Here is a 24,169-nt window from a genome sequence, read left to right as displayed (position 1 = left end):
CGGATCAACTGTCCTGAAGCAGGGCGTCGGCCACGGCCGACAGGTCATCGAATACGCGCGCGTTCTCGGGCAGGCCGCCCTTGGCCAGCGTCTTCTTGCCGTTGCCGGTCAGCACCAGCCAGGGCGAGCAGCCGACCGACGACGAGGCCTGCAGGTCGCGCAGCGAATCGCCGACCGCCGGCACGCCGGCCAGGTCCACGTCGTAGCGGTGGCCGATCTGCTCGAACATGCCCGAGCGGGGCTTGCGGCAGGTGCAGTTGTCGTCCGGACCGTGCGGACACATGAAAACGGCGTCGATGCTGCCGCCGGCGGCGGCCAGCTCGCGCCGCATCTTGGCGTGGATGGCGGTCAGCGTGTCCATGTCGAACAGGCCGCGCGCCAGGCCGGACTGGTTGGTGGCGACCACCACTTTCCAGCCCGCCTGCGTCAGCCGGGCGATGGCATGCAGGCTGCCGGGCAGGGCGATCCATTCGTCGGGATTCTTGACGAAGGCGTCGCTGTCCTGGTTGATGACGCCGTCGCGGTCGAGGATGATCAGCTTCACTGTGCGAGCCTGGAAATATCCGCCACCTGGTTCATCAGGCCGTGCAACTGGCCCAGCAAGGCCAGCCGGTTGGCGCGCACGGCCGGGTCTTCGGCCATGACCATGACGTCGGCAAAGAAGGCGTCCACCGGTTCGCGGACCTGGGCCAGCGTGGTGAGGCTGCCGGCGAAGTCGCCGGCGGCCCGTTGCGCCTCGGCCTTCGGGCGCAGGGCGGACACGGCGGCCGCCAGCGCTTTCTCGGCCGGTTCCACCAGCGCGGCGCCGTCGACCGCGCCGATCTCGCCTTCGGCCTTCTTCAGCAGGTTGCCGATGCGCTTGTTGGCGGCGGCAAGGCTGGCGGCTTCCGGCAACTGCGCGAACGCGGCGGCGGCGCGCACGCGCTCGGCCACCTGGTGCAGGGGCGGGGCCAGGGCGACGACGGCTTCCACCGCATTGCGGTCGAACTCGTTGATGAGCTGGTTGCGATAGCGCTCGTAGATGAAGGCGCGGACTTCGGCCAGCGTGCCGGCCGGGACCTTGCCGGCCGGGAACGTGCCCGCCGCCAGTTCCAGCAGGCCGTCCAGCGACAGGGGGCCGTCCTGGCTGATCTTCAGCCAGCCGCCCGCGGCCAGTTGTTCGAACGCGCTGATCAAACCCAGCGCGGCGCGGCGCAGGCCGAAGGGGTCGCGTTCGCCGGTGGGCGCCAGGCCGATGGCCCAGATGCCGACCAGGGTTTCGACGCGCTCGGCGATGAACAGCACGGCGGCGGTCAGCGATTCCGCGGTGACGGGCGTGTCGTAGCGGTTGCGGTACTGGTTGCGCAGGGCCTGCACCACGCTGTCGGGCTCGCCGTCGCCGGCCGCGTAGTACGCGCCCATGACGCCTTGCAGTTCGGGGAATTCGCCGACCATGTTGGAACCCAGGTCGGCCTTGGCCAGCATGGCGGCGCGGTCGGCGGCGGACACGTCGCCGCCCAGTTGCCCGGCCACGCCGCGGGCGATGGCGCGCACGCGCTCGACGCGCTCGAGCTGCGTGCCCAGCTTGTTGTGATAGACGATGGAGCCCAGTTGTTCGACGCGCGCGGCCAGCGGCGTCTTGCGGTCGGTCTCGAAGAAGAACTGCGCGTCGGCCAGGCGGGGGCGCACCACGCGCTGGTTGCCTTCGACGATGTTCACCGGGTTGTCCGTGCGCATGTTGCTCACGATCAGGAAGTGGTGCGTCAGGCGGCCGGTGGCCGGATCGAACAGCGGGAAGTACTTCTGGTTCAGCCGCATGGTCAGGATCAGGCATTCCTGCGGCACCTGCAGGAACTGTTCTTCGAACTCGCCCACGTAGACGGTGGGGTGTTCGACCAGCGCGGTGACTTCATCCAGCAGCGCGGCCACTTCCGGGTCGTCGCCCAGGGTGGCGGACAGGCGGCCGGCATGGTCCAGCAACTGGCGCTTGATTTCGTCGCGGCGGCCTTCGAACGAGGCCACGACGCTGCCGCGCTCGGCCAGCGTGGCGGCGTAGGCGTCGGCGTCGGCGAAGGCCACCGGGCCCGCGCTCATGAAGCGGTGGCCCAGCGTCTCGCGGCCGGCCGACAGGCCCAGCGCCGAGACGGGCACCACGTCGGCGCCGAACAGCGCCACCAGGCCGTGCGCCGGACGCACGAACTTGACGGTGGTGACGCCGTCCGCCAACTGGTAGCGCATGACCTTGGGGATGGGCAGGCCGTCGATCGCGGCGTCGATGCCTTCCTGCAGGCCGGCGGCCAACTGGGCGCCGGGGGCCGTGCCGCGCGCGACCAGGTAGTCCTGCTTGCCGTCGGATTCGCGGTCCAGGGTGGAGACGTCGATGTTCTCCAGGCCCTTGGCGGCCAGCTTCTTTTGCAGCGCGGGGGTGGCTTTGCCGTCCTCGGTCAGGCCGATCTTCACCGGCATCAGCTTTTCGGCATAGGGCTGGTCGGGCGCCTGCGCCAGCACGGCGGACAGGTGCACGGCCAGGCGGCGCGGCGTGGAATAGGCGGTCGCGGCGCAGCCGCCGGCCAGCAGGCCGTGGCGGTCCAGCGTGGCGCGCACGCCTTCGGCAAAGGCCTGGCCCAGCTTCTGCAGGGCCTTGGGCGGAAGTTCTTCGGTCAGCAGTTCGACCAGCAGCGGGCGGATGTTCGTCGTCATTTATGCAGCCTCCCCGGCGGCCTTGCCGCGGCCCAGCATGGGAAAGCCCAGTCGTTCGCGGGAATCGTAGTAAGCCTGCGCGACGGCGCGCGACAGGTTGCGGATGCGGCCGATGTAGGCGGCGCGCTCGGTGACGCTGATCGCGCCGCGCGCGTCCAGCATGTTGAAGGTATGGGCGGCCTTCAGCGCGGCCTCGTAGGCCGGCAGCGCCAGCGGCACGTCCATCAGGCGCTTGGCCTCGGCTTCGTAGTCGTTGAAGTGCGAGAACAGCATTTCGGCGGACGAATGCTCGAAGTTGTAGGTGGACTGCTCCACCTCGTTCTGGTGGAACACGTCGCGGTACAGCACGCGGTTGCCGTTGACGCCTTCGGTCCAGACCAGGTCGTACACGCTTTGCACGTCCTGGAGGTACATGGCCAGGCGTTCCAGGCCGTAGGTGATCTCGCCGGTGGTCGGCGTGCAGTCCAGGCCGCCCACTTGCTGGAAGTAGGTGAACTGGGTGACTTCCATGCCGTTCAGCCAGACTTCCCAGCCCAGGCCCCAGGCGCCGAGCGTGGGGTTTTCCCAGTCGTCCTCGACGAAGCGGATATCGTGCTGCGTGGGGTCGATGCCCAGCGCCTTCAGCGAACCGATGTAGAGGTCCAGGATCTCCGGGGGAGCCGGCTTCAGCACGACCTGGTACTGGTAATAGTGCTGCAGCCGGTTGGGGTTTTCGCCGTAGCGCCCGTCCTTGGGGCGGCGCGAGGGCTGCACGTAGGCGGCGCGCCAGGGTTCCGGGCCGATCGCGCGCAGGAACGTGGCGGTGTGCGAGGTGCCGGCGCCGACTTCCATGTCGTAGGGCTGCAGCAGGGCGCAACCCTGCTTGTCCCAGTATTCCTGGAGCGTAAGGATGATTTGCTGAAAGGTGAGCATAGGATTCTTGGAATTCGGCCGCCGGGCAAGGCTTGCCCTGGGCGTGGGAAACCCGGCATTTTAACTGGCCCGGGCCGGTCCTGTTCCCGAATGGCCGGCGGGCGGTTACATCTATGCCTTTCGGGCGCCGCCGAGGGGAATCCGCCGCGCCCCGGGTGGACGCTCCGGGGCCCGCGGCTGCGCCTGGAAACCAATGGTCGTATGATTCCGGGTTGAGTCCCAAGTCTTATATAAAACCCGGAATCCGATCAAAACCCGCGATTTCCGAGAAATCCCGAGAAGGAGCAGCCCCATGTCCGACCTGATCACGGTGGAAGTCACCGACGGCATCCAGATCATCACGATCAACCGCCCCGAAGCCAAGAACGCCATCAACCTGGAAACCGCGCAGGCCATGGCCGCCGCGCTGGACCAACTGGACAGCCGCGACGACATCCGCATCGGCATCCTGACGGGCGGCGGCGGCACGTTTTCGTCGGGCATGGACCTGAAGGCCTTCGCTAAATCGGGACAGCGTCCGTACGTGGAAGGCCGCGGTTTTGCCGGCCTGAACGAAAAGCCGCCGAAGAAACCGCTGATCGCCGCCGTCGAAGGCTACGCGCTGGCGGGGGGCTGCGAAATGGCCCTGGCTTCCGACCTGATCGTGGCCGCCAGCAACGCCAAGTTCGGCCTGCCCGAAGTCAAGCGCGGCCTGGTGGCCGGCGCCGGCGGCATGCTGCGCCTGCCGCGCCGCCTGCCGTACCACATCGCCATGGAAGTCATCCTGACCGGCGAAATGCTGACGGCCGAGCGCGCCCACGCTTTCGGCCTGGTCAACCGCCTGACCGAGCCGGGCGGCGCCCTGGCCGGCGCCCTGGAACTGGCGCGCGCCATCGTCGAGAACGGCCCGCTGGCCGTGCAGACCGCCAAGAGCATCGTGTCGCAGTCCGGCGATTGGGACCAGGAAGGCATGTTCGACCGCCAGCGCCCGCTGATCGCCCACATCTTTTCGTCCGCCGACGCCAAGGAAGGCGCGACCGCCTTCGCCGAGAAGCGCAAGCCCGTCTGGCAAGGCAAGTGAAAAGGCCTCCAGGCAAGAAAAGAACGTTCCATCCCTAGCGCGCGGCCGGCCCCGCCGGCCGCGTTTTCACGTTTTCCATCCAGACAGTCAATTGCCATGTCCGTCATCATTAAAGAAGAAGACTTCATCCAGTCGATCGCCGACGGGATCCAGTTCATCAGCTATTACCACCCCGTGGATTACATCCGCCATCTGGCGCGCGCCTACGAGCGCGAGGAAAGCCCGGCCGCGCGCGACGCGATGGCGCAGATCCTGACGAATTCGCGCATGTGCGCCGAAGGCAAGCGTCCGCTGTGCCAGGACACCGGCATCGTCAACGTCTTCCTGAAGATCGGCATGAGCGTGCGCTTCGACACCAAGCGCACCCTGCAAGAGCTCTGTGACGAAGGCGTGCGCCGCGGCTACCTGAACCCGGACAATCCCTTGCGCGCCTCGGTGCTGGACGATCCGCTGTTCGCCCGCAAGAACACGCGCGACAACACGCCCTGTATCCTGCACGTCGAACTTGTCCAGGGCGACAAGGTCGACGTGCAGATCGCATCCAAGGGCGGCGGTTCGGAAAACAAGACCAAGTTCGCCATGCTGAACCCCAGCGATTCGCTGGTGGACTGGGTGCTGAAGACCGTTCCGACGATGGGCGCCGGCTGGTGCCCCCCGGGCATGCTGGGCATCGGCGTCGGCGGCACCGCCGAAAAGGCCATGCTGATGGCCAAGCAGTCGCTGATGGAAGACATCGACATGTACGAGCTGCTGGCCCGCGGCCCGCAGAACAAGCTGGAAGAGCTGCGCATCGAACTGTATGAAAAGGTCAACGCGCTGGGCATCGGCGCGCAGGGCCTGGGCGGCCTGACGACCGTGCTCGACGTCAAGATCAGCACCTTCCCGACGCATGCGGCCTCCAAGCCCGTCGCCATGATCCCGAACTGCGCCGCCACGCGCCACGCGCATTTCGAGCTGGACGGCTCGGGCCCCGCGCGCCTGGACCCGCCGTCGCTGTCCGAGTGGCCGGAAGTGCACTGGGCGCCGGACTACAACAAGTCCAAGCAGGTCGACCTGAACACGCTGACCAAGGAAGAAGTCGCCAGTTGGAAGCCGGGCCAGACCCTGCTGCTGTCGGGCAAGATGCTGACCGGCCGCGACGCGGCGCACAAGCGCATCCAGGACATGCTGGCCAAGGGCGAGCCGCTGCCCGTGGACTTCACCAACCGCGTCATCTACTACGTCGGCCCGGTCGATCCGGTGCGCGACGAAGTGGTCGGCCCGGCCGGCCCCACCACCGCCACCCGCATGGACAAGTTCACCGACATGATGCTGGAGCAGACCGGCCTGATCTCCATGATCGGCAAGTCCGAGCGCGGCCCGGTCGCGATCGAGTCCATCAAGAAGCACGGCTCGGCCTACCTGATGGCCGTCGGCGGCGCCGCCTACCTGGTGTCCAAGGCGATCCGCGGCGCCAAGGTGCTGGGCTTCGCCGACCTGGGCATGGAAGCCATCTACGAGTTCGACGTGAAGGACATGCCGGTGACCGTGGCGGTCGACGCCCAGGGCACCTCGGTCCACACGACGGGCCCGAAGGAATGGCAGGCCAAGATCGGGAAGATCCCGGTCGCCGTGGCGTAAGCCGACCTGACAGGAAAACGGCCGCTGGTTTCAGCGGCCGTTTTTTTTTTGCGCGGGTGTCTGACACCCCTGAGATATCCCTGTGAACTGAAGTCAGTCTCGTCGGGTGTCAGACACTTTTTCTGTGGCCGCCTTGAACGCGGCAATCGCCTGGGGCGATTTCCCCAGCACGTCGCGCAGCACTTCTTCGGTGTGCTCGCCCAGCAGCGGCGGGGCGCGGCGGTACGCGACCGGCGAGGCCGAAAACCGCAGCGGACTGGCGGTGACGGCGGCGGCTCCGCCGGCCGGATGGGGCAGGTCGCGGCGCAACTGGCGCGCCTGCGCCTGCGGGTGCGCGAAGGCCTGCGCGATGTTATTGATGGGGCCGCAGGGCACGCCTACGGCTTCCAGCCTGGCAATCCAGTCGTCGCGGCGGCCCTGCCGCATGATCGCCGCGAGGATGCCGACCAGCGTTTCGCGGTTGGCCACGCGCAGGCGGTTGGTGGCGAAGCGCGGGTCGTCTCCCAGCTCGCGCGCGCCGATGGCGGCGCAATATGCGCGGTATTGCGATTCATTGCCCGTGGCCACGATCAGGTGGCCGTCGCTGGCGGCGAACACCTGGTAGGGCACCACGTTCTGGTGCGCGTTGCCGGCGCGCGTGGGCGCCACCCCGGAGTTGAAGTAGTTGGAGTTCTGGTTGGCCAGCAGGGCCACGTGGCTGTCCAGCAGGGCGATGTCCAGGTGTTGCCCCAGGCCGCTGCGGTGGCGCTCGTGCAGGGCCGCCAGCACCGCCACGGTGGCGTACATGCCGGTGACGATGTCCGTCACCGCCACGCCCGCCTTCTGCGGGCCGCCGCCGGGCAGGTCGTCGCGTTCTCCGGTGATGCTCATCAGGCCGCCCATGCCCTGGATCATGAAGTCGTAGCCGGGACGCTGGGCGTAGGGGCCGTCCTGCCCGAACCCCGTGACCGAGCAATAGATCAGGCGCGGATTGATCGCCTTCAGGCTCTCGTAGTCCAGGCCGTACTTGGCCAGGCCGCCCACCTTGAAGTTCTCGACGAGGATGTCGCTGACTGCCGCCAGTTCGCGGATCAGCGCCGCGCCTTCCGGCGTGGCCATGTCGGCCTCGATCGAGCGCTTGTTGCGGTTGGCGCTGAGGTAGTAGGCGGATTCGTTGGTGTCCTGGCCGTCGCCGTCCTTGAGGAAGGGCGGGCCCCAGGCGCGCGTATCGTCGCCCACGCGCGGACGTTCGACCTTGATGACGTCGGCGCCCAGGTCGGCCAGGTTCTGCGTGCACCACGGGCCGGCCAGGATGCGCGAGAGGTCCAGCACGCGGATGCCGTCGAGAGCGGGCGGCCGCGTCATGGCCGCAGCTCCGCGGTGCCGTTGTTCAGCACGACGACATTGCGTTCGCGGGCTCGCGCCAGGAAGCGGATCTGCCCGTCCGGCATCCGCCACAGGTCGCATTGCAGGGTTTCGCCGGGATACACGGGCGCCGAGAAGCGCGCGTTCAGGCTGGCCAGGCGCGAGGCGTCGTAGCCGCAGCAGGTTTTCACGATCGCGTGCGCCGCCACGCCGTACGAGCACAGCCCGTGCAGGATGGGCCGGGGATAGCCGGCCCGCCGCGCCACCTCCGGGTCGGCGTGCAGAGGATTGCGGTCGGCGTTCAGCCGGTACAGCAGGGCGGCGTTGGGCGGAATGCGGAGTTCGCAGCGCAGGTCCGGTTCGCCGCCGGGCGCGGCGGGCAGGGCCGGCGGGCTGGCGTCGCCCTGGCCGAAGCCGCCGTCGCCGCGGCAGAAGGTGCTTTGCTGCAAGGTGGCCAGGCAGGCGCCGTCCTCGCCGTGCAGGGTGCGTTCGGTGACGACGATGGCGCCCTTGTCCGCGCCCTTGTCGATCACGTGCGTGTTGCGGCTCTTGCCCGTGACCAAGCCCGCGGCCGGCAGCGGCGCGTGCAGGGTCAGCCGCTGTTCGCCGTGCACCACCTTGACCCAGTCGATGCCGGCGCGGGGGTCCTGGACCCAGAAGCCCGGGTAGCCCAGCACCACGCTCAGCGTGGGAAAGGCCTGCAGGCCCTTTTCGTAGACATAGCGCAACTGGCCGGCGTCTTCGGGGTCCTGCCCCAGGCCGATGCCCAGCGCATACAGCATGGTGTCTTTCTCGTCGTAGCGCTGGCGCACGTCGTCGAAGCGCCAGTCCTTCACGGTTGCGTAGTCCAGGGGCATGGCGGCCTCAGATGGGATCCCAGTCGATCACGTCGGGCGAACGCTCCAACGCGTAGAAGTGCTTGCGCATGGCGGGCACCGCGATTTCCGCGATGCGCTCGGGCGTCCAGCCTTCGCCGTGGTGCACGGTGCGCAGCGGCCGCGGCTGGCTCATCAGCATGATCTCGTTGGCGCGCACGGCGAAGATCTGCGCGGTGATCTCGCTGGCCGCGTCGCTGGCGAGATAAACGGCCATGGGCGCGACCTTGCCGGCCTCCATTTTCTTCAGCTTCTCGACGCGCGCTTTCTCTTCGTCGGTTTCCGCAGGGATCGAGCTGGTCATGCGGCTCCAGGCGAACGGCGCGATGCAGTTGGAGCGGACGTTGTAGCGCGCCATGTCGAGCGCGATGGATTTGGACAGGGCCACGATGCCGAGCTTGGCCGCCGCGTAGTTCGCCTGTCCGAAATTGCCGATGAGTCCGGACGTGGACGTCATGTGCACGAACGCCCCGGATTCCTGTTCGCGGAAGTAGGGCGCGGCGGCGCGGCTCATGAAGAACGAGCCGTTCAGGTGCACGTCGAGCACCTGGCGCCATTCCTCTTCGCTCATCTTGTGGAAAACCCGGTCGCGCAGATTGCCGGCGTTGTTGACCACGGCGTCGAGGCGGCCGAACGCGTCGATCGCCGTCTGCACGCAGCGGCTGGCGCTGTCGTAGGCGGCCACGCTGTCGGTGTTGGCCACGGCCTGCCCGCCCGCCGCGACGATTTCCTTGACCACCGCCTGCGCCGGGCCTTCCGCGCCGCCTTCGCCGGTCAGCGATACGCCGATATCGTTCACGACCACCTTGGCGCCGGCCTGCGCCATGGCCAGCGCGATGCCGCGGCCGATGCCGCCGCCCGCGCCCGTAACGATCACTACCTTGCCGGAAACTATGCCGCTCATTGAAGCTGACTCCTGTGCTGCGGCAGATGCCGCGTGGAAAACAGTTCCGCATCAACCCGTCTGGTTTACGGGAATGCCCCATGGTAGATTCGGCAAGGCATTCGCAGAATTCAAAATTAGAAATGCCCCCCTTCTGCGTGGTGGAACATGAGACATGACCTGACCGACCTGCGTTTGTTTCTGAACGTGGGGGAAACACTCAACCTGACCCGCGCCGCGGAACGGACCTTCCTGTCCCTCCCGGCGGCGAGCGCCCGGGTGAAGAACATGGAAGAGGCGTTCAAGGCGCGGCTGCTGGTGCGCATGGCCACCGGCGTCGCGCTGACGCCGGCCGGCGAGGTGCTGCTCAAGCACGCCAACGCCGTCTTCCGCCAGCTCGAGTGCCTGCACGCGGATCTCCAGCCTTATGCGAGCGGCCTGAAGGGGCGCTTGCGCCTGCTGGCCAACACCACGGCCACCAATTCCTTTCTTGCCGACGCGCTGTCCACGTTTCTTGCGGAAAACCCCGACGTGGACGTGGAACTGGAAGAGAAGATCTCGGGCGACATCGTCATCGCGATCCGCGCGGGCGCGGGCGATCTGGGGCTGGTGGCCGGCAACATCGACGTGGAAGGCCTGGACGTTACGCCGCTGTTCCGCGACGAACTCACCGTGGTGACGGCGCTGGACCATCCGCTCGCGTCGCAGGAATCGGCGCATTTCGCGGACCTGGTGGATGCCTACCAGTTCGTGGGCATCCACCCGGACAGCGCCATCCAGACCTTTCTCGAAGACATCGCCAGCGGCCTCGGAAAGCGCATCTGCCAACGCGTGCACGTGGGCAGCTTCGAGGCGGTATGCCGGATGGTGGCGGCTGGGGCCGGCATCGCCGTGGTGCCGCGCGCCTGCGCGGCGCGCTACAGCCGCCCCGACGCGCTGCACGTGCTGAAGCTGAACGATCCCTGGGCCTTGCGCGACCGGCTGCTGTGCCGCCAGCGCGGCCGCGACCTGCCCAGTTTCGCGGAGTGTTTCATCGGCCATCTGCAGCGCGCCGCGCGCGGGCAGTAGCGGGCGGGGCCTGTCCGCGCCGCGCCATCCGGCAGATAGTGTCCGGTGACCGAACGCCGGCGTCATGCGAAAGAGGGGCTTCCGGAAATGTGTAGCGGCGGCCGCGCGCATTCGGAAAATAATAAGCGGCGCGGCAGGCGCGGGTCCCCGGGTCCTGGCCGTGAAAAAAAAGACCCAGGAGACAGCCGTGATCGATACTCAACGCCGCCGCGCCATCGCGGGGCTGGGCGCCGCATGCGCCGCCGCCGTTCTTCCGTCCTGGGCCCGGGCCGCTGCCTGGCCGGGCCACGCCGTGACCTTCATCGTGCCTTTTCCGGCGGGCGGGCCGGTGGACACCACCGCCCGTTTCACCACTCAGCCGCTGGGCCAGTTGTGGTCCGTTCCCACCGTCGTGGACAACCGCTCCGGCGCGGGCGGCATCGTGGGCGCGCAATTCGCGGCCAAGGCCGAGCCCGACGGCTACAGCTTCTTCTTCGCCTCCATTCACCACGCGGTGCTGCCCAGTCTGCGCGAGAACCTCAGCTACGACATCCGCCGCGATTTCGAGCCGGTGGGCATGGCGGCGGTGTTTCCCATCGTGCTGGTGGTCAACCCGTCGCTGCCGGTGAATTCCGTCGGCGAACTGATCGCCTACGCGAAGGCCAATCCCGGCAAGCTGTCCTTCGGCTCGTCCGGCACCGGCGGCGGCACGCACCTGGCGGGTGAACTCTTCAACGCCATGGCGGGGGTGAAGATCCAGCATGTTCCGTACCGGGGCAGCGCGCCCGCGATGCAGGACCTGCTGGGCGGGCAGGTGCAGGTGATGTTCGCCGACGGCCCGTCCGCCGTGCCGCACCTGAAGGCGGACAAGGTGCGGGCCCTGGGCGTCGGCAACCCGCAGCGCTCGGACATGCTGCCCGATGTGCCCACGATCGCGGAGTCGGGGCTGCCGGGCTACGAGGCGTATTCGTGGAGCGGCGTGATGGCGCCGAAGGGCACGCCGGCCGACATCGTCGGCCGCCTGAACGCCGACATGGTGAAGGTGCTGTCGGATCCCGCCACGGCCCAGGGCATGATCGCGGCGGGAGCGGAACCCCGGCCCGGCACGCCGGCGCAGTTCGGCGAATTCGTCCAGGCCGAGATCGTGAAGTGGCGCGACGTGATCAAGACGGCGGGGATCAAGCTGGAATAGGAGCGGCTCCGTGTCTGACACCCGTACGAGACGACCGTCGCTCTGATCCGACGCCTCCCGGGTGTCTGACACCATACGGCACAGAATGTGTCAGACACCCGGGAGACGACAGGGCGAAATGGAGTGCGTCTCGTACGGGTGTCAGACACTGAGGTGTCCGGCACGAAGGGCTACCGCTTCTCGCGCGCCCAGGTATTCCGCTTCCAACTGCGCCACCAGCGTTTCCACCGGAAGGATCTCCTGCGCCGCGCCCACGCCCTGGCCCGCGCTCCAGACGTCTTTCCAGGCCTTGGGTCGGGAGTTTTTGTCCAGGTTCGGCGGCGGGGCTTCGCCATGCGCGGCCAGCGCGGCGGGGTCGAGCCCCGCCGCCACGATGCTGGCCGCCAGGTAGTTCGCCGGCACGCCCGAGAAGTACGGGGTATAGACCACGTCGGCCGCCTGGGCCCGCAGCACCATTTCCCGGTAGGCGTCGCCGGCCAGCGACTCCCGCGTGGCGATGAAGCGCGTGCCCATGTAGGCGAAATCGCAGCCCATCACTTGCGCGGCCAGGATGTCCTTGCCATGGCTGACGCAGCCCGACAGCGCCAGCGGGCCGTCGTAGAAGGCGCGGATCTCGTTCACCAGCGCGATCGGGTTCACCTGGCCGGCGTGGCCGCCCGCGCCGGCGGCCACGAGGATCAGGCCGTCCACGCCGGCATCGAGCGCGCGCTTGGCATGGCGCACGTTGGTGACGTCGTGAAAGACCAGGCCGCCTTGCGGATGCATGGCGCGGACCGCCGCCTCGGGCGCTTGCAGCGAGGTGATGAGCAGCGGCACGCGGCGCTCGGCGCAGATGTCGAGATCGCCTTGCCAGCGCGCATTGCTGGGATGGACGATCAGGTTCACGCCATACGGCGCCACCTTGGCCGCGGGATCGGCGCGGCGCCGCGCCGCCAGGCCTTCCTCGATGCGGGTGATCCAGCCGTGCAGTTGTTCCCGCGGCCGGGCGTTGAGGGACGGAAACGTTCCGATGATGCCCGCGCCGCATTGCGCGATCACGAGTTCGGGGCCCGATACCAGGAACATGGGGGCGCCGATGACCGGCAGGCGGGTTTGGGCGCGCAGCGCGAGCGTCGGGTTCTTCATGGCGCTCCAGAGGGCTTCAGTTGGCCTGGATATTGGCGTTGCGGATGACGTCGGACCACAAGGCGTACTCGCGGTCGATGCGGGCCTGCAAGGCTGTCGAATCGCCGTTATTGATGGCGTAGCCGCCATCGGTCATGGCCTGGCGGAACGCGGGGTCCTTGGAAACGTCCGCCAGGGTCCGGGCCAGGCGCGCCGAGACGGCGTCCGGCAGTTGCTTCGGCCCGACCAGCGCGTACCAGCCGACGACTTCATAGTCCTTCATGCCGGCCTCGATCATCGTGGGCACGTCGGGCAGTTCGGGGTTGCGCGTCCTGGACGTGACCGCGAGCGCGCGGGCCTTGCCGCTCTTGATGAAGGGAATGGCGGTGCTGGTGATGTCGAACATGAACGTCACCTTGCCGCTCACCACGTCCATCATGGCGGGGGAATTGCCGCGATAGGGCACGTGCAGCATCGGCGCCTCGGCCTGTTTTTTCAGCAGCTCCGCGGACAGGTGGTTGGAGGCGCCGATGCCGGCCGATCCGAAGGAGACCGCGTCGGGATGCGCGCGCGCGTAGCTGACGAGTTCGCCCACGTTCGTGGCGGGAATCTGCGGGCCGATCAGCAGCACGTTGGCATAGTCCACGACCAGCCCGATCAGCGAGAAGTCCTTGCGCGGGTCGAACAGCTTGCTGCGCTGGACCAGCGGCGACATGGTGAGGGTGGGGCTGGCGGCGAAGCCCAGCAGGTAGCCGTCGGGAGCCGCCTTGGCGGTGGCGTCCGAGGCGATCATGCCGCTGGCGCCGGCGCGGTTCTCCACGACGACGGCCTGGCCCAGCTTGTCGCCCAGGTACTTGGCGAACACGCGGGCCGTGGTGTCCACGGGGCCGCCGGGGGCGTAGCCCACCAGCAGGCGGATGGGGCGGTCCGGGTAGGCGGCCTGGGCCCAGGCCGACTGGCCGATGGCGATCGCCGCCGTGGCGGCTGCCGCGGCGAACAGGGTCTTGATGCGCATGCTCATGTCTCCTTGTGTGCTTGGGCCGGTCGCCGAGCGGAGCTTCCGTTCGCTCTACGCCAGCCTTTCTCTCAGCGGCTGCTTCAGGATCTTGCCGCTGACGGTGGTGGGAATCGTGTCGATGGGAATGATCTGGGCCGGCCGCTTGTAGGGCGCCAACTGGGCGCGCAGGTGCAGCGTCAGCAGCCGGATGTCGAGCGCGGCGCCGGCCAGGGGTTCCACGAAGGCGATGACTTCCTCGTTCTGGTCTTCCGTTGCGCGGCCCACCACGGCGGACAGGCGCACGCCGGGAAAGGCGTTGATGACCGATTCGACTTCGATCGGATAGACGTTGAAGCCGGAACGGATGATCAGGTCCTTGGAGCGGCCCGAGATGAACAGCGCGCCGCCGGCGTCGATGAAGCCGATATCGCCGGTATCGAGCCAGCCTCCGGGCAGCAGGGTCTGCGCTGTCTGCGCCGGGTCCCGGTAGTAGCCGAGCATGACGCCGGGCCCCCGGATCAGGATGTTTCCGCGTTCGCCCGGCTGGGGCGTGCCGCTGTCCGGCGTTCCGATGCGCAGCTCCACGCCCTCCACCGCGAAGCCCGCGGAGCAGTCGGCGCGGGGCGCGTCGATGTCGGTGATGAACATGGAGCCGGCGTATTCGGTGATGCCGTAGCCATGGTGCATCGGCACGCCGAAATAGCGTTCGACGTCGCGCTTCTGGGTGGGATCCAGCGCCGCGCCGCCGGTGTACACGTACCGCAGCGCGGGCGCGCGCAGCTCGGTCCGGGGCGGCGCCGCGGCCATCATGCGGCTGAACATGGTGGGCACGCCCTGCAGAATGCTGACGCCGGGGCATGCCAGCGCCTTGAACGCGTCCGCCGGATCGAAGCGGCTGCGCAGCACCAGGCTGGCGCCGGCATGCGCGGTGGCCATCAGCACGGTGGCGATCCCGAAGATATGCGACATGGGCAGCGCCGCGTAGCCGATGTCCTGCGGGGTCAGGCGGCGCGACGCCGCCGACACGCGGGCGAAGTGCAGCAGGCCCCGGTGCGGAACCATGACGCCCTTGGGCGCGCCGGTCGTGCCGGACGTGTAGATCAGGGTGGCGACTTCGCCCGCCTGCCCATCCGCTTCCGGGGCCGTGGGCGTGTCCGCCCGGGAGACCTGCACGCCCGGCCCCCAGACGGCGGGCGCGGCGTCGCCCGCGCCCGCGGCGTCGGCATGGGCGAGCGCGGCCGGGGAGGCGCCGGTGGTGTAGAGCGTCAATTCCGGCCGCGCATGCAGGCGGATGTTCTCGATTTCGCGGGCGGAAAGGCGGGCGTTCACGCCCACCGGCCAGGCCCCCGCCAGGCTGCAGCCGAACAGGGCCGCGATCATGGCGCCGCAGTTTTCGCCCACCGTCATCACGCGGTGGCCGGGGCGCACACCCTGTTGTTCCAGCCATCGGGCCACGTCCTGCGCGCGCTGCCAGAACTGCGCGTAAGTCAGGATGCCACCGCCTTCCTCGTACAGGAAGATGGCGTCGGGCCGCTGGCTTGCCTGCTGCGCCAGCACGTGATGGATACGGGTGTGGGGGGCGGCTTGGGGCATCGACGGAATCGCGTGGTTCAAAGCGTGGCCTGGGTGCCCAGGACGGCCGTGGACTGGCTGGACAGCGTGCCGCCGTTGCCGTGCACCAGCGCCAGTTGCGCGCCGGAGACCTGGCGCGCGCCGCATTCGCCGCGCAATTGCCGGACCGCCTCGATCATGATGAAGACGCCGTACATGCCCGGATGCACGCAGCACAGCCCGCCGCCGTTGGTGTTCACGGGCAGCCTGCCGCCCGGGGCGATCGCGCCGTCCGCGATGAAGTCCTTGCTTTCGCCCTTGGCGCAGAAGCCCAGGTCTTCCAGGAAGAGCAGCGTGTTGATGGTGAAGGCGTCGTAGAGTTCGACGACGTCGATATCGCCGGGCGCCACCCGCGCCATGTCGAAGGCGCGTCGGCCCGACTCGGCGGCAGCCGTGACGGTCAGGTCCTCCATGGACGATATCTGCCGGTTCCAGACCGCCGTGGCGTTGCCCAGCACATAGACGGGCGGGCGGGGAAGGTCGCGCGCGCGGTCTGCGCGCACCAGCACATAGGCGCCCGCGCCATCGGTCACCAGGCAGCAGTCGCGCACGCTCAAGGGGTCGGACACCATGCGCGAGGACAGGATCTGATCCAGCGTCGCAGGCTCGCGCAACTGCGCTTCCGGATTCAACTGGGCCCACTGATTGGCGGCCAGCGCCACCTGCGCCAGGTGTTCGCGGCGCGTGCCGTACTGGTGCATGTGGCGCGAGGCGGCCAGCGCATAGGAGGACAGCGGGCTGAGCGGGTCGTAGGGCGTTTCGTAGGGTTGGGGATCGAACTGCCTGCGCACCCGGCCGATCTCGGCCCGGCTGAGCGTGGACGTGCGCTGGGTGCTGCCGTAGCAGACCAGCACGGCGTTGCACTGGCCCGATGCCAGCGCGTGCAGCGCCGGCATCAGGTGCGCGACGAAACTGGAGCCGCCCAGCATCGTGCTGTCGATGAAGGTGGGCCGGATGCCCAGGTGTTCGATGACCGGCATCGCCCACATCGGCGCCGCCACGCTGGCGGTGCAGAGGCCGTCGATGTCGCGCATCGAGAGCCCGGCGTCGGCCACCGCGCGCTGCGCGGCCTGCACCAGGATTTCCATTTCGGTGTAGCCCGCGGCCTGCCCCAGGCCGGCGTGGCCCACGCCGGCCACCGCCACGGCGCCGCGCAAATCGTCGAGCTTCATTGCGCCTCCTTGTTGGGAACGAACACCACCAGGCCATGCCCGTCCTGCCGCGCCACCTGGGCGCGCACCGGCATGCCGATGCGCACGGCCTCGGGCGCCACGCCTTCCACGCGGCTCATCAGCCTGACGCCTTCCCGCAGGTCCACCAGCGCCACGTTGTAGTCGCCGCCCGCGTCGGGCTTGCGCCGCACGACGGTGGTGGCGTAGACGGTGCCGCGTCCGTCCGGCTCGATCCAGGCGAGCGCGTCGGCGCCGCAATGCGGGCAGATCATGCGGGGATAGAACACGGCGCGGTCGCAGCCGGCGCAATGCTGGATGAGGAAGCGGCCCTGGTCGAGCGCCTGGCGGTACTGCGCCTCGACGCCCTGCGGCGCGGCTTCCGGGTGATGGGGAACGGTCATGATGCGGTGAGGCCCTTTAACGTCAACAGGCCCTAGTGTCGGCACTGCCGCCGCGTTGGGCCATTCTTCATTGCTGAAGCAGGCCTTCCGCCGGCCCGTAGTGGCAGGGCGCCCTACACCCAGCCCGAAGCCGGTCTTCGGGAGAGGCAGATTGCCCAGCCGGCCGGACCATGGCTAGATACCGGGAAAAGGAGGTAGACCATGAACCTGACCTGGACGCCGCAAGAGCGCCTGTTCCGAGAAGAGGTGCGCGCGTTCGCCGAGGCCAAGCTGCCGGACGACATCCGCGGCAAGGTGCTGCGGCATCAGCGGCTGGAACGCGACGACTACGTGCGCTGGCACAACATCCTGGCCGACCGGGGCTGGGGCGCGCCGAACTGGCCCGCCGAGCACGGCGGCACCGGCTGGAACGCGATGCAGCGCCTGATTTTCGAGGTGGAGTGCTTCAAGGCGGGCGCGCCGCGCCTGCTGCCTTTCGGGCTGTCCATGATCGGTCCCGTCCTGATGAAGTACGGCAGCGCCGAACAGCAGGCCCGCTTCCTGCCGCGGATTCCGCGGGTCGAGGACTGGTGGTGCCAGGGCTATTCCGAGCCGGGCTCCGGGTCCGACCTGGCCTCGCTGAAGACGCGCGCCGAACGCGACGGCGACGACTACGTGGTCAACGGCCAGAAGACCTGGACCACGCTGGCGCAGTACGCCGACTGGATGTTCTGCCTGGCGCGCACCGACTCCGGCGCGCGGGCGCAGCGCGGCATTTCGATGCTGCTGCTGGACATGCGCGCGCCGGGCGTCACCGTGCGTCCCATCCGCACGCTGGACGGCGGCCACGACGTCAACGAGGTATGGCTGGAAAACGTGCGCGTGCCCGCCGAGAACCTGGTCGGCGAGGAGAACCAGGGCTGGACCTACGCCAAGTACCTGCTGGGCCACGAGCGCACCGGCATCGCCGGGCTGGGCCATTGCCATCGCGAACTGGGCATCCTGAAGCGCATGGCGGAGCATGCCCGTTCGCGCGGCCGCCCCTTGCTGGCGGACAGCCGCGTGCGCGACCGGATCTCCCGCATCGAGGTGGACATCATGGCGCTGGAAATGCTGCTGCTGCGGGTGGCGGCCAGCAACGACGGCTCGCCCGGTCCGGAGGCCTCGGTGCTGAAGATACGCGGCTCCGAAATCCAGCAGGACCTGGCCATGCTGCAGATGGAGGTGGCGGGGCCGGACGCCTGGCCGTACGACCCGGACTGGATGTTCGCCGACGCCAACTGGCAAGGCCCCGGCCCCGAGATGGCCGCGGCCGCGGGCGCGGGCTATGCCGACATGCGCAAGACCTCCATCTACGGCGGCACCACCGAAGTGCAGAAGGGCATCATCGCCCGCCAGGTGCTGGGCCTGTAGGCCGGCCGGGCGCAATCCGACAGGAACACGACGCATGGATTTCATCTACACCGAAGAACAGCGCATGCTGGCCGACAGCCTGCGCCGCCTGGTGGACCAGGCATGGACCTTCCCCGAGCGCCGCGCCCGGCAGGCCGCCGGCGCGCTGGACCGGCGGGCCTGGAGCGCGCTGGCCGAACTGGGCGTGCTGGGCCTGAACATTGCCCAGGATTTCGGCGGGTTCGGCGAGGTGCCGGCCAGCCTGCTGCCGGTGCACCTGGAGCTGGGGCGGGGGCTGGTATCCGAACCCGTCATCCCCAGCGCCGTCATGGGCGCCGCGCTGATCGACGCCTGCGGCGGCGCGGCGCGGGACCGCTGGCTGCCGCCGATCGCGGCGGGCGAGGCCATCGTCAGCGTGGCCTACCAGGAGCCGGGGCGCCGCTACGACACCGATCCGCAGGACTGCCGCGCCGCCGAAACCGCCGACGGCTGGCGGCTGGACGGCGCCAAGCACCTGGTCTGGCACGGCGCGGCGGCGTCCGCCTGGCTGGTGAGCGCGCGCGGCGCCGACGGGCGCGCGGTGCTGCTGGCGGTGCCGGCGGACGCGGCGGGCGTGCGCGTGACGGACACCCCCACGCTGGACGGCGCGCGCTGCGCCCGGCTGGACCTGGACGGCGTGGCCTTGCCGCCCGACGCCCTGCTGGCGCAAGGCGAGGCGGCCGAAAACGCCCTGGCCCAGGCCCTGCAATGGGGCGCCGCGGCCTTGTGCGCGCATGCCGCGGGCGCCATGGAGCGCCTGCTGGAGATCACCGTCGAATACCTGAAGACCCGCAAGCAGTTCGGCCAGCCGCTGGCGGCCTTCCAGGCGCTGCAGCACCGCCTGGCCGAGATGCTGGTGGCCAAGGAACTGGCCTTGTCGATGGCGTACGTCGCGGTGGCGGCCCTGACCGAGCCCGACGCCGCGCAGCGCCGGCGCATGATCGCCTCGGCCAAGCTGGAGGCCGCGCGAGCGGGCCGGCTGGTGGCGCAGATGGCCGTGCAACTGCATGGCGGCATGGGCATGACGGACGAACTGGAGGTGGGCGATTACTTCAAGCGCCTGACCGTCGTGGACCAGTTGCTGGGCGACACCGCCGAACAACTGGCCGTCCTGGAGGCGCTGGCATGACGGCCGCGGCACCCGGCGGCGATTACACGCAAATCCTCTTCACGCTGGAAAACGGCGTGGGCCGCATCACGCTCAACCGGCCCGGCCGCCTGAACAGCTTCACCGAAATCATGCACGCCGAACTGGCGCGGGCGCTGGACACGCTGGAGGCCGAGCCCGGCCTGCGCGGCCTGGTCATCACCGGCGCCGGCCGCGGGTTCTGCGCCGGACAGGACCTGAGCGAACGCAAGCCGGTGGAAGACGGCTCGCGCCGCGACCTGGGCGAGGGGCTCGAGAAGCGCTACCGGCCCCTCATCGAGCGCCTGCGCGCCTTGCCCGTGCCGGTGGTGTGCATCATGAACGGCGTCGCGGCCGGGGCGGGCGCGAGCCTGGTGCTGGCCTGCGACGTGGTGTACGCCGTGGAATCCGCCCGCTTCATCCAGGCCTTCAGCAAGATCGGGCTGCTGCCCGATGCGGGCGGCACCTGGTTCCTGCCGCGCCTGGTCGGTTCGGCCCGGGCGATGGGCGCGGCGCTGTTCGGCGAAGCCGTGAGCGCCGCGCAGGCGGAGTCCTGGGGATTGATCTGGCGCGCGGTGCCGGACGCCGCCCTGGCGGACACGCTGGCCGATGTGGAGGCCACGCTGGCGGCCGGCCCCACGCGCGCGTACGCGGCCACCAAGGCGGCGCTGCATGCGTCCAGCGGCAATACGCTGGCGCAGCAGTTCGACCTGGAATGCCGCCTGCAGCGCGAGCTTGGCCATACCGAGGACTACCTGGAAGGCATGCGGGCGTTCGCCGGGAAGCGTCCGCCCGTCTTCACCGGCAAGTGACGCGGCCCGGGGGCGTCAGGGTGCCGGCGGCGCCTGGAACTGTTCGATGAGTTCGCGCGCGCAGCCGGGCAGGGCGTCGATGTCGCGCACCAGCAGCTTGCGTTCGCGCACGACCCAGGGTTCGTCCAGTTCCACGACGCGCAGCTTCATGTCGGCGCCATAGCGCCGCGCGGCCGAATCGGGGATCACGCCGATGCCGACGCCCGCCTGCACCATCCGGCAGATCGAGTCGAAGCTGTAGAGCTGGATGCGCTGGGGCAGGCGCTGGCCGACGCGCTCCAGTTGGTCGCGCAGGAAGGCCACCAGGGTGGAGCCTTCGTGCATGGTGATGAACGGATAGCGGACCGCGTCGGCCAGCTTGATTTTTTCCTGGTCCTGCAGCGGATGGCCGTTGGGCACCACCAGTACCAGCCGGTCGGTGCTGAAGTGGATGGCCTGCAATTCGGGCGCGTCCACCGGCCCGGCCACGATGCCCAGGTCGGTGGTGCCGTCCAGCACGCCGCGCACGATGTCGCGCGTCAGGCGTTCCTGGAGATCCACGGTGACGCCCGGGTGCCCGGACAGGAACTGCGCCAGGATGTCCGGCATGAACTCGGTGACCGCCGTGGTGTTGGCGAAAATGCGGATGTGGCCGGCCTCGCCGTCGGCCTGTTCCTGGAAATCGTGTTTCAGGTGGTCCACCTGGCGCATGATGACCCGGGCGTGCTGCAGCAGCTTCTGGCCCGCGGGCGTGATTTCCACGCCGCGGCTGTCGCGGTACAGCAGCCGGGAATTCAGTTGGTTTTCAAGCGCCTTGATCCGCACGCTGACGGCCGCCAGGGACAGATGCGCCCGCTTGGCCGCCTGGGTCAGGCTGGGGGATTCGGCGATGTGGATGAACAGGCGGAGGTCGGCAAGGTCGAAGTGCATAGCCCATATATTACGGCGCGGGCCCCGGCGGCGTGGCGGCGGCCCCGATTCAGGCGCCGCAAACCCCGCCTTGAGGAAAAACGAATTCACATTGGGGACGGCTTGCGGGCATGCTTCAGGCTGTAAAAACCCCACCTAAGGATATCGGCATGACGACTACAGATCCGGCCGCATGGATAGGCAGCGGCGAACGGAAGGCGGACGCCATGGACCCCGGCCATGCCGCGCGCATCGCGGCCACCCTGGGCGGCCCCGCGCCGGCCCAGGGCGAGGCCCTGCCGCCGCTGTGGCAATGGGCGTTCTTCATCAGCACGGTTGACATGGACGGGTTGGGGACGGATGGGCATCCCTCGCGGGGCGGCTTCCTGCCGCCGGCCCATGACCGCAACCGGATGTGGGCGGGCGGCCGCGTGGAATTCCGCCAGCCGCTGAAGGTCGGCGTGCCGGCCGAGCGGGCGTCCACGGTTATCGACGTGAAGGAAAAAGCCGGCCGCACCGGCGCGCTGCTGTTCGTGACGGTGCGCCACGAATACCACCAGGCGGGCGAAATCGTCATCCAGGAAGAGCAGGACATCGTCTATCGCCAGCCCACGCCGCCCAAGCTCGCGGGCAGCGAGCCCGCGCCCCAGGCGCAATGGCGCGACACCGTCGAGCCGTCTCCCGTCCTGCTGTTCCGCTATTCCGCGGTGACCTTCAACGGCCACCGCATCCACTACGACCATCCCTACGTGACCGGCACCGAAGGCTATCCCGGCCTGGTGGTGCACGGCCCGCTCATCGCCACGGAGATGGTCGCCGCCTTTTCGCGCGCGCATCCCAAGGCGCGTCCCACCCATTTGTCGTACCGGGGCCTGCGCCCGCTGATCGCGCCCGCGCCCTTCCAGGTGGCGGGCCGCTTGACCGAGCCGGGCGTCGCCCAGCTCTGGGCCGAGCAGGACGGCACGCTGGCCCACCAAGCCGAACTGAGGTTTTCCGAATGAGCAAGCAGGCCCCCCGTCCGCTGGACGGCATCACCGTCGTCAGCCTGGAACACGCCATCGCCGCGCCCTTCTGCACCCGCCAACTGGCGGACATGGGCGCGCGCGTCATCAAGATCGAACGCCCGGGCAGCGGGGACTTCGCGCGCGGCTACGACGAACGCGTGCGCGGCCTGTCCTCGCACTTCGTCTGGACCAACCGCTCCAAGGAAAGCCTGACGCTGGACCTCAAGCGCGAGGAGGCCGGCGGCATCATGGACCGGCTGCTGGAGTCGGCCGACGTGCTGGTGCAGAACCTGGCGCCGGGCGCCGCCGCGCGGCTGGGGCTGTCCTTCGACGCCCTGCACGAGAAGCATCCGCGCCTGATCGTCTGCGACATTTCCGGTTACGGCGAAGGCGGCCCCTACCAGGACAAGAAGGCCTACGACCTGCTGATCCAGAGCGAAAGCGGCTTCTTGTCGGTGACCGGCACCAAGGACGACCCCGTCAAGGCGGGCTGCTCCATTGCCGACATCGCCGCCGGCATGTACGCCTATTCGGCCATCCTGAATGCCTTGCTGCTACGCCAGAAGACCGGCCTGGGCAGCCGCCTGGACGTCTCCATGCTGGAAAGCATGGTCGAATGGATGGGCTTCCCGATGTACTACGCGTTCGACGGCGGTTCGCCGCCCGCGCGCGCGGGCGCCGCCCACGCGTCCATCTATCCCTACGGGCCGTTCCCGGTGGGCGGCGGCTCCACCATCATGCTGGGCCTGCAGAACGAGCGCGAATGGCGCGTGTTCTGCGCCCAGGTGCTGCGCCAGGCCGACCTGGCGGAAGATCCGCGCTTCCTCTCCAATTCGCTGCGCACCGCGAACCGCGACGACCTGCGCGCGCTGATCGTGGCGGCGTTCGCCGACCTGTCCATCGAACAGGTGACGCAGCGGCTGGAGGACGCCCAGATCGCCAACGCCCGGGTCAATGACATGGCGGGCGTGTGGGCGCATCCGCAGTTGCAGGCCCGCGCCCGCTGGAGCAAGGTGGACAGCCCCGCCGGCGAATTGCCCGCGCTGCTGCCTCCGGCCAGCAGCAACGCCTTCGCGCCGCGCATGGCGGGCGTGCCGGCGGTGGGCCAAAACACGGATGCGGTGCTAGCATCATTGGGATACGCGCCCGATCAGGTGGCGCAGTTCCATGCCTCGGAGGTCGTGTGACCCATCCTGTCGTCCGTAGCGCCCTGTTCGTACCCGCTTCGCGGGCCGAGCGCATCCCCAAGGCGCTCGCCGCCGGCGCGGATGCCGTCATCGTCGACCTGGAAGACGCGGTCGAGCATCTGGCCAAGGCGTCCGCCCGGGAGTCCCTGTGCGATTTCCTGGGGACGAATCCCCGCGCCCGGCTGTGGGTGCGCATCAACGATGCCTCCACGCCCTGGCACGACGACGACCTGAAGGCCTGCCGCGGCAAGCCCGGCGTGGCCGGCATACTGCTGCCCAAGGCCGAAAGCCTGGCCCAGGTGCGGCACGTGGTCCAGGCCGGCCTGCCCGTGATCCCCATCCTGGAAACGGCTCAGGGCATCCTCAACGCCGGCGAGGTCGCCGCCACGCCCGGCGTGGCGCGGCTGGCGTTCGGCAGCCTGGACTACGGCCTGGACATGGGGCTGACGCCCGATACCCCCGGCGCCGAGGCGGTGCTGGACCAGGCGCGCGTGCAGGTCCTGCTGCACAGCCGCGCCGCGGGCCTGGCGCCCGCGCTGGACGGGGTGTTTCCCGGCGTGCAGGACCAGGCCGGGCTGGCGCGGGCCGCCGGCCGGGCGCAGCAGATGGGCTTTGGCGGCATGCTGTGCATCCATCCCGCGCAGGTCGCCGTGATCCACGCGGCCTTCGTGCCGGCGCGGCAAGAACTGGAATGGGCGCGCCGCGTCGTCGCCGCGCACCGCGATACCGCGGCCGGCACCTTCATGCTGGACGGCAAGATGGTCGACGCGCCGGTCATCGCGCGCGCGCGCCTGGTGCTGGCGCAAGCGGGGGAATCCGCCGGCGCGTAGCCCGGCGCCATCCCG

Annotated in this window: 22 protein-coding genes; 10 read left to right on the top strand and 12 right to left on the bottom strand. The window is 69.2% G+C overall.

The window, feature by feature from the left end; genetic code table 11:
• Positions 1-4: 4 nt before the first annotated feature.
• The 3 genes from gmhB to glyQ are packed head-to-tail and all read right to left on the bottom strand — an operon-like array spanning position 5 to position 3,591.
• Positions 5-544 (bottom strand): D-glycero-beta-D-manno-heptose 1,7-bisphosphate 7-phosphatase, encoded by a 540-nt coding sequence (gene gmhB, locus AVE30378_RS02500; RefSeq protein WP_129239193.1) that lies wholly within the window; start codon positions 542-544, stop codon positions 5-7.
• Positions 541-2,679 carry a glycine--tRNA ligase subunit beta gene (gene glyS, locus AVE30378_RS02495; RefSeq protein ID WP_129239192.1) on the bottom strand — a complete coding sequence of 713 codons (2,139 nt, stop codon included), beginning with the start codon at positions 2,677-2,679 and terminating at the stop codon, positions 541-543. The genes gmhB and glyS overlap by 4 nt, the downstream gene beginning before the upstream one ends.
• Positions 2,680-3,591: a glycine--tRNA ligase subunit alpha gene (gene glyQ, locus AVE30378_RS02490; RefSeq protein ID WP_129239191.1), complete on the bottom strand. Its 912-nt coding sequence runs from the start codon at positions 3,589-3,591 to the stop codon at positions 2,680-2,682.
• A 292-nt stretch (positions 3,592-3,883) separates the two neighbouring features.
• Between glyQ and AVE30378_RS02485 the strand changes: the two genes are divergently transcribed.
• Both AVE30378_RS02485 and AVE30378_RS02480 read left to right on the top strand, forming a co-directional pair.
• Positions 3,884-4,651, top strand: a complete 768-nt coding sequence (locus AVE30378_RS02485) for a crotonase/enoyl-CoA hydratase family protein (RefSeq protein ID WP_129239190.1) — start codon at positions 3,884-3,886, stop codon at positions 4,649-4,651.
• Between the two features lie 96 nt (positions 4,652-4,747).
• Positions 4,748-6,271, top strand: a complete 1,524-nt coding sequence (locus AVE30378_RS02480; RefSeq protein ID WP_129239189.1) for a fumarate hydratase — start codon at positions 4,748-4,750, stop codon at positions 6,269-6,271.
• A gap of 93 nt (positions 6,272-6,364) precedes the next feature.
• Here the strand turns inward: AVE30378_RS02480 and AVE30378_RS02475 are convergent, their stop codons facing one another.
• Genes AVE30378_RS02475 through AVE30378_RS02465 form a run of 3 tightly spaced genes read right to left on the bottom strand, consistent with a single transcriptional unit; the run spans position 6,365 to position 9,394 of the window.
• Positions 6,365-7,615: a CaiB/BaiF CoA transferase family protein gene (locus tag AVE30378_RS02475; protein ID WP_129239188.1), complete on the bottom strand. Its 1,251-nt coding sequence runs from the start codon at positions 7,613-7,615 to the stop codon at positions 6,365-6,367.
• Complete coding sequence (locus AVE30378_RS02470) at positions 7,612-8,472, bottom strand: MaoC/PaaZ C-terminal domain-containing protein (protein ID WP_129239187.1); 861 nt, start codon at positions 8,470-8,472, stop codon at positions 7,612-7,614. Before AVE30378_RS02470 ends, AVE30378_RS02475 begins: the two co-directional genes overlap by 4 nt.
• Positions 8,473-8,479: 7 nt before the next feature.
• On the bottom strand, positions 8,480-9,394 hold the full coding sequence (locus tag AVE30378_RS02465) for an SDR family NAD(P)-dependent oxidoreductase (RefSeq protein ID WP_129239186.1): 915 nt from the start codon (positions 9,392-9,394) through the stop codon (positions 8,480-8,482).
• A 147-nt stretch (positions 9,395-9,541) separates the two neighbouring features.
• Between AVE30378_RS02465 and AVE30378_RS02460 the strand changes: the two genes are divergently transcribed.
• Together AVE30378_RS02460 and AVE30378_RS02455 are read left to right on the top strand one after the other, a co-directional pair.
• The gene (locus tag AVE30378_RS02460) at positions 9,542-10,441 is read left to right on the top strand and encodes a LysR family transcriptional regulator (RefSeq protein ID WP_129239185.1); all 900 of its coding nucleotides are present in this window, start codon (positions 9,542-9,544) and stop codon (positions 10,439-10,441) included.
• A 187-nt stretch (positions 10,442-10,628) separates the two neighbouring features.
• Positions 10,629-11,612, top strand: coding sequence for a Bug family tripartite tricarboxylate transporter substrate binding protein (locus AVE30378_RS02455; protein WP_129239184.1), 984 nt, complete (start codon positions 10,629-10,631; stop codon positions 11,610-11,612).
• 141 nt (positions 11,613-11,753) lie between these two features.
• Here the strand turns inward: AVE30378_RS02455 and AVE30378_RS02450 are convergent, their stop codons facing one another.
• Genes AVE30378_RS02450 through AVE30378_RS02430 form a run of 5 tightly spaced genes read right to left on the bottom strand, consistent with a single transcriptional unit; the run spans position 11,754 to position 16,897 of the window.
• The gene (locus AVE30378_RS02450) at positions 11,754-12,737 is read right to left on the bottom strand and encodes an NAD(P)H-dependent flavin oxidoreductase (RefSeq protein ID WP_129239183.1); all 984 of its coding nucleotides are present in this window, start codon (positions 12,735-12,737) and stop codon (positions 11,754-11,756) included.
• 16 nt (positions 12,738-12,753) lie between these two features.
• On the bottom strand, positions 12,754-13,731 hold the full coding sequence (locus AVE30378_RS02445; RefSeq protein ID WP_129239182.1) for a Bug family tripartite tricarboxylate transporter substrate binding protein: 978 nt from the start codon (positions 13,729-13,731) through the stop codon (positions 12,754-12,756).
• A gap of 54 nt (positions 13,732-13,785) precedes the next feature.
• Positions 13,786-15,306, bottom strand: coding sequence for a class I adenylate-forming enzyme family protein (locus AVE30378_RS02440; RefSeq protein WP_129239181.1), 1,521 nt, complete (start codon positions 15,304-15,306; stop codon positions 13,786-13,788).
• Positions 15,307-15,323: 17 nt separating this feature from the next.
• Positions 15,324-16,496: a thiolase gene (locus tag AVE30378_RS02435; RefSeq protein ID WP_129239180.1), complete on the bottom strand. Its 1,173-nt coding sequence runs from the start codon at positions 16,494-16,496 to the stop codon at positions 15,324-15,326.
• On the bottom strand, positions 16,493-16,897 hold the full coding sequence (locus tag AVE30378_RS02430) for a Zn-ribbon domain-containing OB-fold protein (protein ID WP_129239179.1): 405 nt from the start codon (positions 16,895-16,897) through the stop codon (positions 16,493-16,495). Before AVE30378_RS02430 ends, AVE30378_RS02435 begins: the two co-directional genes overlap by 4 nt.
• A gap of 201 nt (positions 16,898-17,098) precedes the next feature.
• Between AVE30378_RS02430 and AVE30378_RS02425 the strand changes: the two genes are divergently transcribed.
• The 3 genes from AVE30378_RS02425 to paaG are packed head-to-tail and all read left to right on the top strand — an operon-like array spanning position 17,099 to position 20,245.
• The gene (locus tag AVE30378_RS02425; RefSeq protein ID WP_129239178.1) at positions 17,099-18,289 is read left to right on the top strand and encodes an acyl-CoA dehydrogenase family protein; all 1,191 of its coding nucleotides are present in this window, start codon (positions 17,099-17,101) and stop codon (positions 18,287-18,289) included.
• Between the two features lie 34 nt (positions 18,290-18,323).
• Positions 18,324-19,436 carry an acyl-CoA dehydrogenase family protein gene (locus AVE30378_RS02420; RefSeq protein ID WP_129239177.1) on the top strand — a complete coding sequence of 371 codons (1,113 nt, stop codon included), beginning with the start codon at positions 18,324-18,326 and terminating at the stop codon, positions 19,434-19,436.
• The gene (gene paaG / locus AVE30378_RS02415) at positions 19,433-20,245 is read left to right on the top strand and encodes a 2-(1,2-epoxy-1,2-dihydrophenyl)acetyl-CoA isomerase PaaG (RefSeq protein ID WP_129239176.1); all 813 of its coding nucleotides are present in this window, start codon (positions 19,433-19,435) and stop codon (positions 20,243-20,245) included. The genes AVE30378_RS02420 and paaG overlap by 4 nt, the downstream gene beginning before the upstream one ends.
• Before the next feature lie 15 nt (positions 20,246-20,260).
• Here the strand turns inward: paaG and AVE30378_RS02410 are convergent, their stop codons facing one another.
• On the bottom strand, positions 20,261-21,154 hold the full coding sequence (locus AVE30378_RS02410; protein ID WP_129239175.1) for a LysR family transcriptional regulator: 894 nt from the start codon (positions 21,152-21,154) through the stop codon (positions 20,261-20,263).
• A gap of 149 nt (positions 21,155-21,303) precedes the next feature.
• On the opposite strand from AVE30378_RS02410, the gene AVE30378_RS02405 reads away from it, so the two are divergent.
• Genes AVE30378_RS02405 through AVE30378_RS02395 form a run of 3 tightly spaced genes read left to right on the top strand, consistent with a single transcriptional unit; the run spans position 21,304 to position 24,154 of the window.
• Positions 21,304-22,134 carry an HTD2 family dehydratase gene (locus tag AVE30378_RS02405; protein ID WP_129239174.1) on the top strand — a complete coding sequence of 277 codons (831 nt, stop codon included), beginning with the start codon at positions 21,304-21,306 and terminating at the stop codon, positions 22,132-22,134.
• A complete protein-coding gene (locus tag AVE30378_RS02400) occupies positions 22,131-23,324 on the top strand; it encodes a CaiB/BaiF CoA transferase family protein (protein WP_129239173.1) in 1,194 nt (397 codons plus the stop codon). Before AVE30378_RS02405 ends, AVE30378_RS02400 begins: the two co-directional genes overlap by 4 nt.
• Complete coding sequence (locus AVE30378_RS02395) at positions 23,321-24,154, top strand: HpcH/HpaI aldolase/citrate lyase family protein (protein ID WP_129239172.1); 834 nt, start codon at positions 23,321-23,323, stop codon at positions 24,152-24,154. Before AVE30378_RS02400 ends, AVE30378_RS02395 begins: the two co-directional genes overlap by 4 nt.
• Positions 24,155-24,169: the final 15 nt, after the last annotated feature.

The organism is Achromobacter veterisilvae, assembly GCF_900496975.1.
GTDB lineage: Bacteria > Pseudomonadota > Gammaproteobacteria > Burkholderiales > Burkholderiaceae_B > Achromobacter > Achromobacter veterisilvae.
The sequence above is the reverse complement of the archived record's forward strand: the minus strand, read 5'-3'. Positions and strand labels throughout refer to the sequence as shown.

What these genes read in the sequence shown, in the direction of transcription:
- AVE30378_RS02475 (WP_129239188.1), bottom strand. Translation starts at nt 7,615, where the DNA reads ATGACGCGGCCGCCCGCTCTCGACGGCATCCGCGTGCTGGACCTCTCG.
- AVE30378_RS02470 (WP_129239187.1), bottom strand. Translation starts at nt 8,472, where the DNA reads ATGCCCCTGGACTACGCAACCGTGAAGGACTGGCGCTTCGACGACGTG.
- AVE30378_RS02485 (WP_129239190.1), top strand. Translation starts at nt 3,884, where the DNA reads ATGTCCGACCTGATCACGGTGGAAGTCACCGACGGCATCCAGATCATC.
- AVE30378_RS02480 (WP_129239189.1), top strand. Translation starts at nt 4,748, where the DNA reads ATGTCCGTCATCATTAAAGAAGAAGACTTCATCCAGTCGATCGCCGAC.
- AVE30378_RS02410 (WP_129239175.1), bottom strand. Translation starts at nt 21,154, where the DNA reads ATGCACTTCGACCTTGCCGACCTCCGCCTGTTCATCCACATCGCCGAA.
- AVE30378_RS02435 (WP_129239180.1), bottom strand. Translation starts at nt 16,496, where the DNA reads ATGAAGCTCGACGATTTGCGCGGCGCCGTGGCGGTGGCCGGCGTGGGC.
- AVE30378_RS02445 (WP_129239182.1), bottom strand. Translation starts at nt 13,731, where the DNA reads ATGCGCATCAAGACCCTGTTCGCCGCGGCAGCCGCCACGGCGGCGATC.
- glyQ (WP_129239191.1), bottom strand. Translation starts at nt 3,591, where the DNA reads ATGCTCACCTTTCAGCAAATCATCCTTACGCTCCAGGAATACTGGGAC.
- paaG (WP_129239176.1), top strand. Translation starts at nt 19,433, where the DNA reads ATGACGGCCGCGGCACCCGGCGGCGATTACACGCAAATCCTCTTCACG.
- AVE30378_RS02460 (WP_129239185.1), top strand. Translation starts at nt 9,542, where the DNA reads ATGAGACATGACCTGACCGACCTGCGTTTGTTTCTGAACGTGGGGGAA.
- AVE30378_RS02425 (WP_129239178.1), top strand. Translation starts at nt 17,099, where the DNA reads ATGAACCTGACCTGGACGCCGCAAGAGCGCCTGTTCCGAGAAGAGGTG.
- AVE30378_RS02450 (WP_129239183.1), bottom strand. Translation starts at nt 12,737, where the DNA reads ATGAAGAACCCGACGCTCGCGCTGCGCGCCCAAACCCGCCTGCCGGTC.
- AVE30378_RS02465 (WP_129239186.1), bottom strand. Translation starts at nt 9,394, where the DNA reads ATGAGCGGCATAGTTTCCGGCAAGGTAGTGATCGTTACGGGCGCGGGC.
- AVE30378_RS02440 (WP_129239181.1), bottom strand. Translation starts at nt 15,306, where the DNA reads ATGCCCCAAGCCGCCCCCCACACCCGTATCCATCACGTGCTGGCGCAG.
- AVE30378_RS02420 (WP_129239177.1), top strand. Translation starts at nt 18,324, where the DNA reads ATGGATTTCATCTACACCGAAGAACAGCGCATGCTGGCCGACAGCCTG.
- AVE30378_RS02405 (WP_129239174.1), top strand. Translation starts at nt 21,304, where the DNA reads ATGACGACTACAGATCCGGCCGCATGGATAGGCAGCGGCGAACGGAAG.
- glyS (WP_129239192.1), bottom strand. Translation starts at nt 2,679, where the DNA reads ATGACGACGAACATCCGCCCGCTGCTGGTCGAACTGCTGACCGAAGAA.
- AVE30378_RS02400 (WP_129239173.1), top strand. Translation starts at nt 22,131, where the DNA reads ATGAGCAAGCAGGCCCCCCGTCCGCTGGACGGCATCACCGTCGTCAGC.
- AVE30378_RS02430 (WP_129239179.1), bottom strand. Translation starts at nt 16,897, where the DNA reads ATGACCGTTCCCCATCACCCGGAAGCCGCGCCGCAGGGCGTCGAGGCG.